Below are 14,890 nucleotides of genomic sequence, written 5' to 3' on the forward strand. Positions count from 1 at the left end.
CGCGATGCGCTACTCACTGGCGGCGAAGTCGACCGGCGACCGCTGCCCCGTACGGGTAGCGGAAGTCGAAGGCGACCGCCCGCCTCCGGTGCCAGTGTGGTGCCGTTGTCGACCTGTGCCCTGCCGCGGCGATCGTCCTGTCGACCGACCGCCGACCACGGGGTGAGTGGGGGACGGTGGTCGAAACGGGTCCACCGACGCAGAGGGTCAGGGCTTGCGGGCGACGCCGGCCCAATAGTAGGCCGCATGCGGGTCGTCCGAGCTGGCCTCATCGGGCCGCCACGCCATGACGGGCACGATGCCCGGCTCGATCAACTCCCACCCGTCGAAGAACCGCTCCACCTCGGCGCGCGTGCGCGGCACCAGCGTCATGTGGCCCTGATTGGCGGCGGCCACCGCCGCGCCCATCTCTGAGGGGTTGAAGTCCTGCGTCGGATGGGTGATGGCCAGGTAGCTGCCAGAAGGCAAGGCCCGCATTATGGTACGCAGCCTCTCCCCCGGCTCGTCCTCGTCGCGCAACAGCATGAGCACCGCGATGAGCGTAAGCGCCACGGGCCGGCTCAGGTCTAGCGTGCCAGTGAGGCGGTCGGCGAGGATCGTCTCCGGCCGGCGCAGGTCGGCGTGGATGTACTCACTGCGCCCCTCCTCGCTGCTAATCATCAGCGCCCGGGCGTGCGCCAGCACGATGGGATCGTTGTCCACGTACACCACCCGGGTCTCGGGCGCCAGCGCCTGGGCGACCTCATGCAGGTTGGGCCGGGTGGGGATGCCGGTGCCGATGTCGAGAAACTGGCGGATTCCGGCCTCGGCCACCAGGTAGCGGGCCACCCGGTGGACGAACCGCCGGTTCTCGGCGGCCATCATCCGCAGGGTGGGGATCGCCTCGATCAACGCGGCGCCCACCGCCCGGTCGACAGCGAAATTGTCCTTTCCACCGAGCCACCAGTCGTAGACCCGGGCCGAATGCGGTACGGAGACGTCCACACCGGTGGGCGGGATCTCCTCGGTCCGACTTCCGGCGGAACGCGTCACGGTCGACTCCCTCGAAGAGGCCGGGATAGACGTGCGTAGCCTAGACGACGCCCGCCCACCCCGCGATCCGGTCCTATTCAGATGTGGGCCCGACCCGCTTGGACGAACATCCGGCATCCTTCGAGCACTGCGGCCCAAGACGTGACCGGCGGCTCGTCTCCGCACGCAGGCCGTCAACGGCCATCTCGAGTTCCGTGAAGGGCCGTCAGGCCAGCTTCCTGATCGACTCCGCGACCGCGTCAAGCGCCTCGGCCACCATTTCCGGCGACCCACTCAGATCCACGGGACGGGTGTGCAGGCGCTGGTTTCCCCCGACCACTGTGATGACTCGGTCCGGAGCGAGGTCGGCACGGCAGTAGATGAGCATCCCGCGCGGTAGTCGCAGGGCCGTGGTGTAGGCCAGCAGTTGGTAATAGTCGCTGGTACGTGCCAGACCGCCCCCGGTCAGTTTGTACTTGACGTCCGCAACGAAGACGACCTCCGCGCCCCGCAGGAAGAGCAGGTCGGGGTTCATGGTGACGGGTGGGGAGACGCTCAGGGAAACGTCCATCTGATCGAGGACCTCGATCGTGGGGTAGAGCCTTGCGCGTAGCTCGTCCCCGATCCACTTCTCGAATAGCCTGTTCATGTCGACCAGGAAGCTCTGCGCCGTCAGTCCACCCGCGCCCTGGGTGAGGCCGAAGCCCTCGAGGACCAGCCGCGCAAGGGCAAGAGCCGGTTGGTAGTGCTCATTGAGCGGTGTGCGCCGGATCAGGTCGTACTCGGTCAGCGCGACCGGCGAGTCACCCACTCCTTCGAGGCGCTGGAGCAGCTCACCAGCCATGCGACGCAGGACGGAGCCCACTGGCCACCGCACGACATGCCGGACGGCCGCCAGCAGAATCCGGTTCTCGGGGATGTCCGCGGTGAAGTCGTCGAAGCGGCACGGCACCGGCCAGGAGTCCCACGGCCGTGCGGCCAACTGCTGGACGTCCATGCGTCCGCGGATCACCGGGAGTCGCTGGTCGACAGCACGGTAGCCGTGGACGAGCCCTCGGCGGGTCGCCCCGTTGATCGCCCGTAGCACCAGTTCCGCGACGCCTTCGACGAAGTCACTCCGGTCGTACGCCGCCGCGTCGGTTCCCCACTCGACCAGGCCCGCGCCGGAGGTGAACATGGTCAGAACGGTCCGCAGGTCCCGCACCTTGGGCAGGATCTGGATGGCCAGCCGAGGCAAGACCACGGCGCCCACCCAGGAGGTGGCCTGGAGGAAGTACGAACCGGGCTCGTCCGACGGGGTGAGTTCGAGGCGGCCGCCGGGGAGGCCGCGGAGCAGGGACACCTCCGCGACGTCGAGAGCCACGGGCCGCGGCGAGGCCTCGTACTCGCGAAGCCTCACCACGCCGGCGACCTGGGATTCAGAAGGAAGACTCATCGGAATCGTCCGAGGCGGCATCCACGGCCGCGCTCCCCGAAGCGGAGGACGGCCCGTACGCGGCGTGCACCTTCGCCCAGGCGAACTGCTCCAGTTGGTCGGGCCGGCCGTACAACTGGTCCTCGATGAAGGGGTAGACATCGTACTCCCAGATGCGTGCGAGCCGCTCGTCGGTGAGGCCCTGTCTCATGAAGTGGCTGTGACCGACCTGCAGGTGCGGCCCCTTCAGCAGGACCCGGAGCCGCTCGTTCACCTGATCCACCAGTCCGGCGACCCACACCGGTTCCCCGTTCTTCTTCAACCAGGCGGCGAGCACCGACCGCATCGCTCCCTCGTGCGGCATGAACGGGATGAAATGGAACCGTCGGCGCAGGGCCGCATCCACCATCGCGATCGACCTGTCAGCGGTGTTCATGGTGCCGATGAAGAAGAGGTTGCGCGGCAGCTCGAATGGTTCGTCGGGTCGATAGGCGGTGCGTACGGCCTTGTTCCGGTACTCCAGCAGGAACAGCAGTTCGCCGAAGACGCGCGGCAGGTTGGCGCGATTGATCTCGTCGATGATCAGGTAGTGCGGCACGCCGGGGTTGTTCTCCGCCTTCTCCGCCATCAGCGCAAGCGGCCCGGAGCGAAGCTCGTAGGTCAACTGTCCCCGGTCATCGGTGCGGGGCCGGTAGCCCTCGAAGAAGTCCTCGTACGAGGTGGACGGATGAAACTGGACGAGCATCCGCCTTTCCGGGTCCTGTTGCAAGGCGCCGGCGAGCCGGTCCGCCAGGTAGGTCTTGCCGGTGCCCGGAGGGCCGTAGAAAATGAGTTGTCCCTTCTCGTGGAGCAGTTCAGCGAGCTCGCGCAGGAACGGTTCGGGCAAGAGGAGATCCTGCGCGGTCCGGGCGATGCGGTCCTCCTCCTCGACCGGCTCCACGGCGTCGTGGTTGAGCATCCAGTAGGCGAACTGGCCCTGCCCCCAGGGATCGCCGGGCAGCAACTGCTCGAGGGTTGCCCGCAGCCGGTCGTTCGCCTCGACGTGCTGCTGGCCGCGGCTCAGCGCGCCGTTCGGCTCCGCAAGCCCGAACCGGCGAAGCATGGCGATCTTCCCCATCGGGCCCGTCAGCGGGAAGATCGGCAAGAAGCGCCGGGGGTCGGTGACGGCGAACAGCTTCAGCAGCACGCTCTCGCCCAGCCCTTTCGTGCCGAGGTCTGTCCAATCCAGGCCTCGGTCGATGCGGGTGGCGACCTCCCCGTCGCCGAAGAGGATCTCACGAAGTTTGTTGGCGAAGGCGTCGAGGGCGACCGAGTCCATGCCCGAAAGGCTGGCGTTGAGCACCGACTGGGGACCCGGGTTGCCGTAGCGCTTGCCGTTCACGAGCAGCCGGAACTGGTCCAGGTCGAAGATGGTCAGGTTCTCGGGTGAGAGGGCCTCAGCGAACTGCTGTCGCTGTTCGGCATGCCACTCGTCCTTGTCGTTCGGGTAGGGGCGCTCAGCCTTGAACCTGGCGAGCGCCGCCGCCAGGTCCTCCCCTTCGGAGGTTGTCGCCGGCCCGGCCTCTCCCTGACCGGCGACCAGCCTCACCAGCGGCTTGAGCCGACCCACCTCCTCGAGTATCGCGTCCCTCAGGGCGACGCCCCGGGGAACCTCGGACCAGGGCCACCACTTCCCCACGAGCGTGCTCCCACCCGGATCGGCGTCGACCGGAACGAGCCGGTCTCCGGTGAGGTGGGGCCGGATCTCGAAGAACCGGTGACCCGAGGGGAGCGGACCTGTGGCAAGCGCCGCGCCGGCGACCGGGTTCCGCCAGTCATACAGGCCGAGCGCAAGCCCCGAGCGCGTGGCCCACAGCCGTAGGCCGGCCGCAGACACCGCCCCGGGCAGCGACCAGGTGGCGTAGGCGTCCGCGCGATACGCAGCCGCCTTGTCCGAGGCGATTCGGTCCTGCGGTTGCGAGGTCTCCAGCTCGAGTCCCGTGGCGGCCCGCAAGTCCGCCAGCAGCCCCTTGGCGGCGATGTGCAGCTCGCCCTTGAGTTGGGCGGCGAGAGCGGCTGCTCGACTCGAACGTTCCTCGTCCGGATAGCGCGCGCCCACCTCGTAGGTGGCCATGATGCCGGCGGCCTCGTCGCACATCTCGCGCACGGCGGGGTTGACTCCCACGAACCCCTGGCGCTCGGCCAGGAACCACATCAATCGCTCGAACCGGTGGACATCGTCGGGACAGAACGCGCGTGCCGCTTCAACCACCGCCAGGTAGCGGTCGGCGTTCTCCCATGTCCGCAGCCAACCCAGCGCCCACATCCGCTCCGGCGCGCTCTTCCACATCACCGGCCAGCCCGGCTGCACATCGTCCGTCGACCAGAACACCGACAAGACGTACGGGATCCGCCCGACGGCCGGTTGCCCCTTGCTCGCCAGGTCCCGGGTCACCCGCTCGACCTCGGCGAGCCGGGAGCGCGCCTCATCCACGGTCGCCGGCGTGGTGAACGCGCGCACCAGCACGTCCAGCGCCTCGGGGTCATCGGGCAGGTTGTTGGCGACCTGGTTGAGCCACATCTGGCCGAAACCGGAGAAGGCGATGTACGGGCCTTCCCGACGCGACCACTTGTCCGAACCTGCCCGGAACGCCGCGAAATCCCGGGTGGCGACGAGCTCCGCAACCAGATCACGGGCCTCGGCGTCCCGGGTGGGCCGCAGCTCGTCCGCCTCCGCCCAGCGCTGCTTCACTTCCTCGTCGAGGTCCACGGCCGCCTCGATCTGATCGAGCTTGCGCCGCCACCGGGGCAGGTCGTCGGGATGGATCACCAGAGTTCACTCGTCCCTGTCATCGGCTCCATGCCGCAGCCACGGCACACGACAGCATCCCACGATCGTGTCGCCAGCTAACAAAGGAAAGCGACCGAGTATGGAAGGGCGATGTGGAACGAGCAACAGGTGAAGACCGCCAAAGGGCCAGCTCCCTGGCTGCCTGGATCAGCGTGGCGGCAGCACGCCCAAGGCGCTCGAGATAGCCCGTTGGCTGTCGGGATACCGACACAGTCCATTCTGGTCGGAAAGAGATATTGACCTGTCGGAAGGTGCCTGAGAGCCTGACTGGCTCGGTCGCGTGACGAGCACACGTACAGAGCGGTTTGGAGAGGAGCCGGTGGAGTGGCGCCGGAGAACCTGACGGCATATGGCTCAACCCTCGACGCCGACCAGCAGGTGTTGGCGAACCAGTCGCGACGTCCGCCCCGGCCGATGCCAGTGATCGTCCTCGCCGACATCAGCGGAAGCATGGACGGCGAGAAGATCCACGTGCTCAATCGCAGTATCCGGAGCATGCTGCACGCGTTCGCCATGGAGAACTCCGCGCGGGGAGAGATCCACGTCGCGGTGATCGCTTTCGGCGGGGACGAGGCCGTCGTGCACCAGCCGCTGGTCCGCGCCTCACAGGCACAGTGGGCCGAGTTGACACCGCGGGGCAGGACCCCGATGGGTGGTGCGTTCAACCTGGCCCGGGCGCTGCTCGATGACCCGACCGCCGTGCCGAAGCGGGCCTTCCCACCCACCCTGGTCCTGGTCTCCGACGGGCTGCCCACAGACGACTGGCAGGGTCCGCTGACCGCGCTGCTCGGCACCCGTTGGGGTGCCCGGGCACTGCGGCTGGCCATCGGGATCGGCGTCGATCGGACCTCGGAGGCCGACGAGGTGCTGACGCAGTTCAGCACTCCCGGCACCGACGTGCTTCGGAGCGACCAGGTGCACGAGATCCCGGCGCAGTTCCGGTGGGTGACCGCGACGGTGACCGAACAGCTGCACCAGCGCACCGCACCGAGAGCCGTCCGGTTGGAGGATCTGGATTGAGCATGCAAGGCGCTGCGTGGCCGAGCAGTGTCCGGGCCGCGAGCAACAACCTGCACCTCGATCTCCTGCTCGACAACCAGTTGGGAAGCGGCGGCGAAGGGGCGGTCTTCCGCACCCGGTACGGCGGCCTGGCTGTGAAGCTGTGCGCCCCCGACGATTCCAGCCGGGACCGGATGGCCGAGCTCTTCGCCCGCCTTCGGTGGCTGCCACTGGACGGCATTCCCCTCTGCCGCCCGCTGGAGCAACTGGCGCCGCCGCATGTCGGCTACGTCATGGAACTGTTGGAGGACATGGTTCCGCTGCGGGAGCTGTGCGACCCGCCCCAGCAGGACGAGGACGCGTGGTATCTCGGCGGTGGTGGCCTACGTCGCCGGCTCGTCCTGCTCGCCCGGTGCGCCGGTGTCCTCGCCACCCTGCACGACCGGGGAATCGTCTACAGCGACGTCTCTCCGGGTAACGTGCTGGTCTCCGCCGACCTCGGATACGACGAAGTCCGGCTGATCGACGCCGACAACCTGCAGACCGAGAGCAGTACGGCGGCCCGTCGGCTCGGAACGCCCTTCTACACCGCACCGGAGCTCCTGCGCGGGCAGAGCGGCAACACCGTCTTCAGCGACGTCTACTCGTTCGCCGTGCTCGCGTACGAGGTCCTGACCATGAATCACCCGCTGATCGGCGACTACGTCAACGAGGGCGAGGTCGAGCTGGAGGACGACGCCCAGCGTGGGCTGGTGCCGTGGATCGATCACTCCACGGACGATCGTAACCGGACCCGGTTCGGCTACCCGGCCGACCGGGTGCTCACCCGGCGCCTGCGGGATCTGTTCCGACGTACCTTCGAGGAGGGGATGACCGACCCGTGGGCGCGCCCCGGCGCCGGGGAGTGGTCGGCGGCCCTGCACGCCGCCGCCGACCGCTGCCTGGTCTGCCCGTGCGGTCAGAGCTTCCTCGCCGCGCACCCCACCTGCCCGTGGTGCCGGGCCACCCGCCCGCCCGCGCTGACGGTCACCGTGCTCGAACAGTTTCCCCGCCTGGGTGAGGGGCCACCACCGTTGCTCGCCCAGGACGACCTGACGCTGGTGCTGCAGGCGCACCGGCCGCTCCTGGTCACGAACCGCACGGCGGTCCGACACGCGGAGGACCCGACCGTGGCGCTGCTCAGGATGGAGTGGGAGGGCGGCGCCGAGGTCCAGGTGCGCAACTGCGGACGGTCGATGGTGCGCCGCGTGCCGCCGCAGGGCGGCAACGGACTCCAGCTCATTCCCGGCTCCGCCACGGTCGAGCACCTGCGGGCGCCGTGGTGGATCCACTTCGACACCGAGTTGCGGCCGCACCGGATCCTGGTCCTGCAGTCGGTCGGGGCGCCCGATGCGCGCTGACGAACTGACGGTGGGCGACACCCGACTGATCCGCGTCCACCCGGTGATGGGAGCGGTGGTACCGCCGTGGCTGAAGGCGCTCGCGGAGAAGGATCGCCAGGACCGCGAGATCGAGGTGCGGCTGCCCGCGGCGACGGCCGCGTACGACCTGGCGGTGCACCAGGGCCGCCAGTACGGCCCCCTCCGAACCCAAGTGACGGATCCGGACGCGCGGGACTGGATCTCCGCGGCCGGACAGACCGTCGTGGCCTGGGTCGCCCACGCGACCGACCGCGAGGCGCACCTCCAGTGCCACGGCTTCGCCGGTGCCGACCTCGGCCCGCGGTTGGAGATCGGTGTCGACGACCGGGTCGCCGGGCAGGTCCGCGTCGCCGCCCGGGCGCGCACCGCAGGCTTCGACGAGGTGCGGGACTGGCTGCGACGGGAGTTCTGCCTGCCCCCGACGGCCGGGGGCGCGCGGGACCGGATCGTGCACAGCGGCGGGCCCCGGGACCAGCCCGCCGGGAGCGCGTTCACACTGCACGGCACCCGCTGGGTCGCCGACGTCGCGCTGGTCGGGAACGTGCTCCGGATCACCCGCATGACCGGCGCGGACGCTCGGGGGCGAGGCCGCTGGCACCGGCTGAGCGAGGTGGACGTACGGTTCGTCGACCGTGGCGCGGAGGCGGACGCGTCGGAGGCGATCCGGGCCGCCCTGCTCGGCCTCGAGTCCGACGGACGCACCTACCTCGACCTGTGGCAGGCGTACAACAACATCGAGCGGGAGGCCCTGGTCGAGGAGGCCACTCGGCTGCGGTGGGCGAAGTTCCAGTCGTGCAAGGTGACCGCCCGAGGCGACTGGCGGTTCGAGCTCCAGCCCGGCGACCGGGCCGCACGGTTCCTCGGCGCGGTGGCCGCGTACCCGGGGCGGCTGGAACTGGAAGCGGCGGGCGACCTTCCCCCGGAGCTGGCGGAGGGGCGCGGCCGGGCCACCGTGGGGGTGCACGGCGAGGTCCGTGGCGTGGCGGCGGGAAACTGGACCGTGGACCTCACCGTCACCGGGGACGAGCCGCCCCCCGTGACGGGCTACCTCTTCCGCTCGCTGTCCGGAGACCGGTCCCGGTTACGGCGGCGGGACACCGCACGCGAGCGGATCGAGAACGACCAGGCCGAACTGCCCGGCCTGCGACTGCTCATCGAGGGACGCCCGCGGCCCGGCGCGCAGCCGCGCGTCGACCCGGCACACGACCGGGCGGTGAACCGGGTCATCGGCGCGGCTGCCGGCGAGAGACCGACGGAGGTGCAGCGGGCCGCTCTCCGGATGGCGCTGCGCACCCCGGACGTCCTGCTCGTGCAGGGACCACCCGGCACCGGCAAGACGCGCTTCATCACCGACCTCCTGCGCTGCCTCGACGAACTGGGTGACCGGGCGGTGGCGGTGAACCGGACGCTGCTGTCCAGCGTTCAACACGACGCGGTGGACAACGTGGCGCGCCGGGCCCGGCGGCTCGGCCTGCCGCCGACCCGGGTGAGCAACAAGCCGGAACGGGACCGGCAGAACACCCGCCAGTGGCGGGACGAGACGGTGGCCGCGGTCGACCGCCATCTCGACCGGCACCGCCCCGAGGTGGCCGGCTGGGACCGGGTCGTGCGGCTGCGTCAGCTCGCGGCCGCCTACAGCCGGCAGCCCGTCGCCGGGCCCGATCTGACCAACCTGCTGACGGAGACGAAGCGGCTGGCCGGGGCGGAGCTGCCGGCCCGCCTGCGGAGCCGGCTGGACCGGACGCTGGCGGAGCTGCAGGTGACCGGCACGCTCGGCCGGACACTGACGGACGAGGAACGGGCCGCGGTGGCTCGGGTCGTCCGGTCGATCCGGGTCACCCCGGTCTCCTTCGCCGACGACGGCCCGGAGCGCGCGCGCAGCGCGCTCCGGCTGCTGACCGACGTGCTGGACGAACCGGCCCGGGTCCTGCTGGCGCGGGCCGCCACCGGGGACGCGAACCAGGAGGCCCTCCTCCCCAACCTGGCGGACCTGCGGTTGGCGCTGCTCGACCGGCTGGCAGCGGCCACCGGACTGCTCCACGCCCCACAGCACGATCCGGCTGTCGAGGACCTGCTGATCGAGGTCGCGGACGCGGTGCACCAGGTCCACGCCGCGTCCACCGACAGCACCGCCGAGGTGCTTCGCGCGTACCAGGACGACCTGCGGGAGGACCTCGACCTGGTGGAGCGGACCCTGGCCCGGTACAACGCGGTGCTCGCCTCGACCGTGCAGCACGCCGACTCCCGCGAGATGTCCCGGGTGCTCGACGCGCCGTTGCCGGTCTTCGACACCGTCGTCGTCGACGAGGCGGCCCGCGCCAACCCGCTCGACCTGATGATCCCGATGGCCTTCGCCCGCCGGCGGATCATCCTGGTCGGCGACCACAAGCAGCTCCCGCACATGCTGGAGCAGAAGGTGGAGCGGGAGCTGCGCCGCAATCGTTCACTCGACGGGTCCGAGCTGTCCCAGAGCCTCTTCGAACGGTGGTTCGACCTCTTCGCGAGCGAGCGACCCGCGGTGCGGACGATCCGGCTCGACACCCAGTTCCGCATGCACCCCGCCCTGGGGCGGTTCGTCAGCTCGGTGTTCTACGGCGGCCCGGACGTGGTCCGGTCCCACCCCTCCACCCATGAGCTGACCCACGACCTGAGCCCCTGGGCCGGGAAGGTCGCGGGCTGGATCGACGTCCCGCTGGGGGCGGGTGCCGAGGAACGGACCGGGTTCAGCCGGACCCGGCGGGTGGAGGCGATCCGGCTGGTGCGGGAGCTGCGGGAGCTGGCCCGGCGGGACCAGGCCCGGCAGCTCACCTTCGGCGTGATCACGTTCTACCGTGAGCAGCAGGTCCTGCTGGAGACCGAACTGGTCGACGCGGGCCTGGCCGTCCTGGACGACGAGGGAGGGTTCGCACCGGTACCGGCGATGGCCTACACCGCCGAGCCCGTCCCCCGTCAGCGGCTCCGGGTGGGCACCGTCGACGCCTTCCAGGGCATGGAGTTCGACGTTGTTCTGCTGTCGGTGACCCGGAGCAGCCCCCCACCGAGGTCCGCCCCCGACCCCGCCGAGGCCGTCCGGCGGTACGGGCACCTACTCAGCGACAGCCGCATGTGCGTGGCAATGAGCCGGCAGCGCCGGCTGCTCATCGCGGTGGGTGACTCCGCGATGGCGGAACGTTCGTCGACGCCGGAGGTGCCAGGACGTCCCGGCCGGTCGGTGGCCGAGGGGCTGGTGGCGTTCCGGGAACTCTGCGAGGGGGTGGACGGTGGTGGGATTCGGCGTTGACAGCCCGGTGGTCCTGCCGGACCACGTCCGGTACCGGGGCGACCAGCTCTGGCTGCTGTGGCCGGCCCTGCGGTACCGGGTGGTCGCGCCACTCGTGCACGAGGAGCGGCTGAACGTCTTCCAGTCGGCGGTGCTCGGGCTGGCCCGGTCCGGCTACCGGGAGGTGGGCGAGATGGCGGCGCTGCTCGGTCTGCAGGGTGACCTGGTGGAGATGGTCCGGTCGGACCTGCGTGCGCTGTCCTACCTGGACCGGTACGGCGCGGTGACCGGCACTGGCCTGCAGGCGTTGCGGGACGGCTTCCCCGACCCGACCCGGACCATCACCACGTACGTCTACCAGGACGCCACCACCGGATCGCTCTGGCCGGCGTCGACCCTGCAACCCCGGCTGGCGCAGGCCGACTGGCGGGCCCGACATCAGGTCTCCCTGCAGCTACGGACCGCCGGCGCGCCGTTGCGGGTGACCGCCTTCCCGGTGCCGCCGGAGGGCTGGACGGACACCGACCCGCCCAGCCACGAGGAGGTCGTCGAGGCTGTCTCGCGTGGTGAGCGGGCCAAGCAGGCGCGGGGTCGGGCCCGGCGGTGGGACCGTGCCGCACCGGAGCGGGTGGTCTCCCGCGTGGCGTTGATGACCTCGGGAGTGCCGGTGTGGATCCCGGTTCCACTCGTGTCGCACCAGCACGACGCGGCAAGTACGGAGACCGTGAGCTGGGACGCGTTCAGCCCGTTCACCGGCCGGTCCAGCACCTACCTGCGACGCCTGGTGGCGACCAGGTTGCAACAGGTCCCGGCGCTGCGCGAGCAGGTCGAACGGTTCGTCGGCCGGCGCAGCGAAGCGGTGGTGCTGGAGTACGACCGGCTCGACATCGCCCTGCGCCGGCGGATCGGCGAACTCCTGGAGGACCGCTTCACCGGTCTGGTCCGGGAGCACCGCGATCTCTTCGAACTGCTGACCCTGCTGGAGCGGGACATCGGCCGGGCCCGGCTGGCCGGGGACGGCTGCACCGAGCTGGGGGATGCCGTCCGCAATGCCTGGCGCCTGCACGAGGTCGTCCTGCGCGACATCGTGGCCCGGCATCCGCCACCGGCGAACGCACCCGAGCTGGACCGGTCCCTGTCCCAGTTCTCCGGTCAGCTCGGACGCTGCTGCCGGCGGCTCGGAATGCCCTTCGGTGAGCACCTCCGGGTGAGCAGGATCAAGCCGGACGACCTCCGCAACGCGGTCCGTAGGCCAGAGCGGGCCAACACGCCCGCGTTGCTCGCCGCGGTGCTGGTCTCGGGCGCTCACGGTGGGCCGGACCATCCCGTCCGACGACTGGCCGAGGCCCGCCCGAACCTGCTCACAGAGCTGACCCGCCTGTCGGCCGACCGGAACAGGGGCGGCGCGCACGCCGAGGTGGTGCCGCTCAACCTCGACACCGGCGAGGCGGCCTGGGGGCTCGCCCAGCACACCTCGGCCGCGTACCTGGGCGTCGCCCTGCCCGATCTGTCCCGGCCTCCGCGAAAGGACAACCACACCCATGGGGAAGAAGCCCCGGTCGCCGCAGCACCGCAACCTCGGGGCCCGGTCCCGGCCCCGCGCTGACGAGGTCCAGGCCGATCTGGCGCTCGCCGCGCGCCGCGCGGAGGACGACGCCGAGCTCGTCGACGCGCTGGCCACCGAGGCCCTGACGCCCGCGCAGCGGTCCCCGGAGGCGGTGCTGACCACCTACGACAAACTCACTGCGCAGATCGACGAGTACCGGCGCTGTGCCCTGGCCGCCGCGGCGCGGGAGGAGGCGGCACGGACACGGGAGGAAGCGGCGCGGACACGGGAGGAGGCGGCCGAGGCGGACCGGCAGCGCATCCGGACGGACCTGGACCTGGCGGCACAGGCCCAGGCCGAGGCGGAGGAGATTCGTGGCCGGCTGGCCCGGGCGGAGGCGCGGCTCGACGAACGGGATGCGCAGCTGCGGGACCGGGAGAAGGCGGCCGAGGCGGGCTTCGTGGCGGAGGCGAAGCGGGCCCGCGCGGCGCTCGACGCGGAACTGGCGGAGCTGCGTCGGGGCGTGTCGGCGGAGGTGGCCGCCGAGCGTGAGCGGTGGGTGACGGAGCGGACCGAGGCTCTCGCCGAGATCGAGCGGACCCGGCGGGAACAGCTCGCCGATGCGGAACGCGTCCACGCCGAACTCGCCCGGGAACACCAGCGGCTCGCGACCCGGGCGCAGCAGCTCGAGCACGACCAGGGCGCCCTGCGGGGACAGGAGATCCAGCTCGAGCGGCGGGAGCGCGACCTGGAGAGGGAGGTGACCGCGCGGGCCGCCGCAGAGGTGACCGCGCTCGACCGGGAGGTCCAGATCCTCCGGATCCAGTACGCGGCGGCCCAGGAGGCGGTCGCCGACCTGCATCGTCAGCTGGCCGAACGGGAGCAGGCGCTACTCAAAATCGGCTCTTCGGATCCCGCGCACGTGCTGGACGAGCTGGAGCGGCTCCGCGTCCGGAATGCCGAGCTGCGGGACAAGCTCGCCGCCCGGATCGGCGACGAGGACCTGGATCGGCTCCGCTGGCTGGAGCAGCAGAATCGCGAGTTGAACAGCGCACGCGAGCAGCTCAGCTACGAACTCCAGGAACTCCGGGGCGCGGCCCTCGCCGACCGGATCAACAACCTTCAGGTGAAGCAGCTCGCGGACGCCGAACGGCACTTCGAGGTCCTCACCCGCGGGTACGAGGGGCGGATCGCGGAGTTGCGGTCGGCAATCGACACCCTGTACCAGGACCGCCCCGACCCGGGTACGCCGCTCTTCCCCCGATGCGTGGCGATGGACGACGACCCCGCGCTCGACGAGCCCGGCGAGGTGTCCGGCGACCTACCGGACCTGGCAGTGCTCGCCCGCTCGCTGCAGACGACGATGTTCGCCGAACACGACCGCGCGTACCGCCTGAACGACATCTGCGTGCTGCTCGGCGGACTGGCGATGAGCCGCCTGCACCTGCTGGAGGGGATGAGCGGCATCGGCAAGACGTCCCTGCCGAGGGCGCTGGCCGGCGCGCTCGGCACCGACTGCGCGGTGATCGAGGTGCAGGCCGGCTGGCGTGACCGCACCGACCTCTTCGGCCACCACAACACCTTCGAGCGACGGTTCGAGGAGACGGAGTTCCTGCAGGCGCTCTATCGGGCCCAGACACCACGGCACCGGAACCGGCCGTTCTTCATCGTGCTGGACGAGATGAACCTGTCCCGGCCCGAGCAGTACTTCTCCGTGCTCCTGTCGAAGCTGGAGAACGACGACGGGGTGCCGATCCAACTGGTGACCCGCGGGGACGGGCGGGCGCCGCGCCAACTGGTCGACGGCACGAGCATCGCCCTGCCGCCCAACGTGTGGTTCATCGGCACCGCCAACCAGGACGAGTCCACGTTGGAGTTCGCCGACAAGACGTACAACCGGGCGCACCTGATGGAGTTGCCGGCGCAGCGCCCCTGGCTGAGCCTGGACCGCAGGCCGGTGCCCGCCCTGCCGCCGTACGGGACGGACGCCCTGCGGCGGGCCTTCAAGCAGGCGAGGCGGACCCATCGGGAAGAGGAGAAGGCCGTCCTGGCGTTCGTCGCGGACCTCGCCGGCGACCTTCACGAGCACGGCCGGGCCGTCCTCGGCCCCCGCGTGGAGAAGCAGCTGCGCACGTTCACGCCGGTGGTCGTGGCGGCCCGACAGGGCGACCCGACCGGCGAGCAGCCCGAGTACGGCGACGCCGACCAGGACGGGCGGTCCCTGGCGGCCGACCACTTCCTGGCGACGAAGGTGCTCCGTACCGTCCGAGGCCGGTACGACGTCACCGTGACGGGCCTCGGCAAGCTGCGGGAGGCAATCCGGACGGCGTGGGACCTGCACAAGATGGCGGGTGAACCGGTTCGCTGCGTCCGGTTGCTCGACGACGAAGTGCACCGCCGGGAGAGCTGA

The 14,890-nt window shown here is 70.7% G+C and carries 8 protein-coding genes; 5 read left to right on the forward strand and 3 right to left on the reverse strand.

Going from position 1 to position 14,890, the window contains the following annotated elements; all coding sequences use genetic code 11:
* Positions 1–207: 207 nt before the first annotated feature.
* From ACZ6Q9_RS24450 to ACZ6Q9_RS24460, 3 genes are all read right to left on the reverse strand, one after another.
* Entirely contained in the window at positions 208–1,032 is an 825-nt protein-coding gene (locus ACZ6Q9_RS24450; RefSeq protein ID WP_396829658.1) for an SAM-dependent methyltransferase, read from the reverse strand.
* Between the two features lie 205 nt (positions 1,033–1,237).
* Positions 1,238–2,446, reverse strand: a complete 1,209-nt coding sequence (locus ACZ6Q9_RS24455) for an McrC family protein (protein ID WP_396829659.1) — start codon at positions 2,444–2,446, stop codon at positions 1,238–1,240.
* The gene (locus ACZ6Q9_RS24460; protein WP_396829660.1) at positions 2,430–5,234 is read right to left on the reverse strand and encodes an McrB family protein; all 2,805 of its coding nucleotides are present in this window, start codon (positions 5,232–5,234) and stop codon (positions 2,430–2,432) included. The genes ACZ6Q9_RS24455 and ACZ6Q9_RS24460 overlap by 17 nt, the downstream gene beginning before the upstream one ends.
* A gap of 345 nt (positions 5,235–5,579) precedes the next feature.
* Here ACZ6Q9_RS24460 and ACZ6Q9_RS24465 point away from each other — a divergent pair, with 345 nt between their 5' ends.
* The 5 genes from ACZ6Q9_RS24465 to ACZ6Q9_RS24485 are packed head-to-tail and all read left to right on the forward strand — an operon-like array spanning position 5,580 to position 14,890.
* Positions 5,580–6,275 carry a vWA domain-containing protein gene (locus tag ACZ6Q9_RS24465; RefSeq protein WP_396829661.1) on the forward strand — a complete coding sequence of 232 codons (696 nt, stop codon included), beginning with the start codon at positions 5,580–5,582 and terminating at the stop codon, positions 6,273–6,275.
* 2 nt (positions 6,276–6,277) lie between these two features.
* On the forward strand, positions 6,278–7,654 hold the full coding sequence (locus ACZ6Q9_RS24470) for a protein kinase domain-containing protein (RefSeq protein ID WP_396829716.1): 1,377 nt from the start codon (positions 6,278–6,280) through the stop codon (positions 7,652–7,654).
* Positions 7,644–10,955, forward strand: coding sequence for a DEAD/DEAH box helicase (locus ACZ6Q9_RS24475; RefSeq protein WP_396829662.1), 3,312 nt, complete (start codon positions 7,644–7,646; stop codon positions 10,953–10,955). Before ACZ6Q9_RS24470 ends, ACZ6Q9_RS24475 begins: the two co-directional genes overlap by 11 nt.
* Complete coding sequence (locus tag ACZ6Q9_RS24480) at positions 10,939–12,540, forward strand: hypothetical protein (RefSeq protein WP_396829663.1); 1,602 nt, start codon at positions 10,939–10,941, stop codon at positions 12,538–12,540. The genes ACZ6Q9_RS24475 and ACZ6Q9_RS24480 overlap by 17 nt, the downstream gene beginning before the upstream one ends.
* Positions 12,476–14,890: an AAA family ATPase gene (locus tag ACZ6Q9_RS24485; protein WP_396829664.1), complete on the forward strand. Its 2,415-nt coding sequence runs from the start codon at positions 12,476–12,478 to the stop codon at positions 14,888–14,890. Before ACZ6Q9_RS24480 ends, ACZ6Q9_RS24485 begins: the two co-directional genes overlap by 65 nt.

Source organism: Micromonospora sp. NPDC049139 (genome assembly GCF_055586845.1).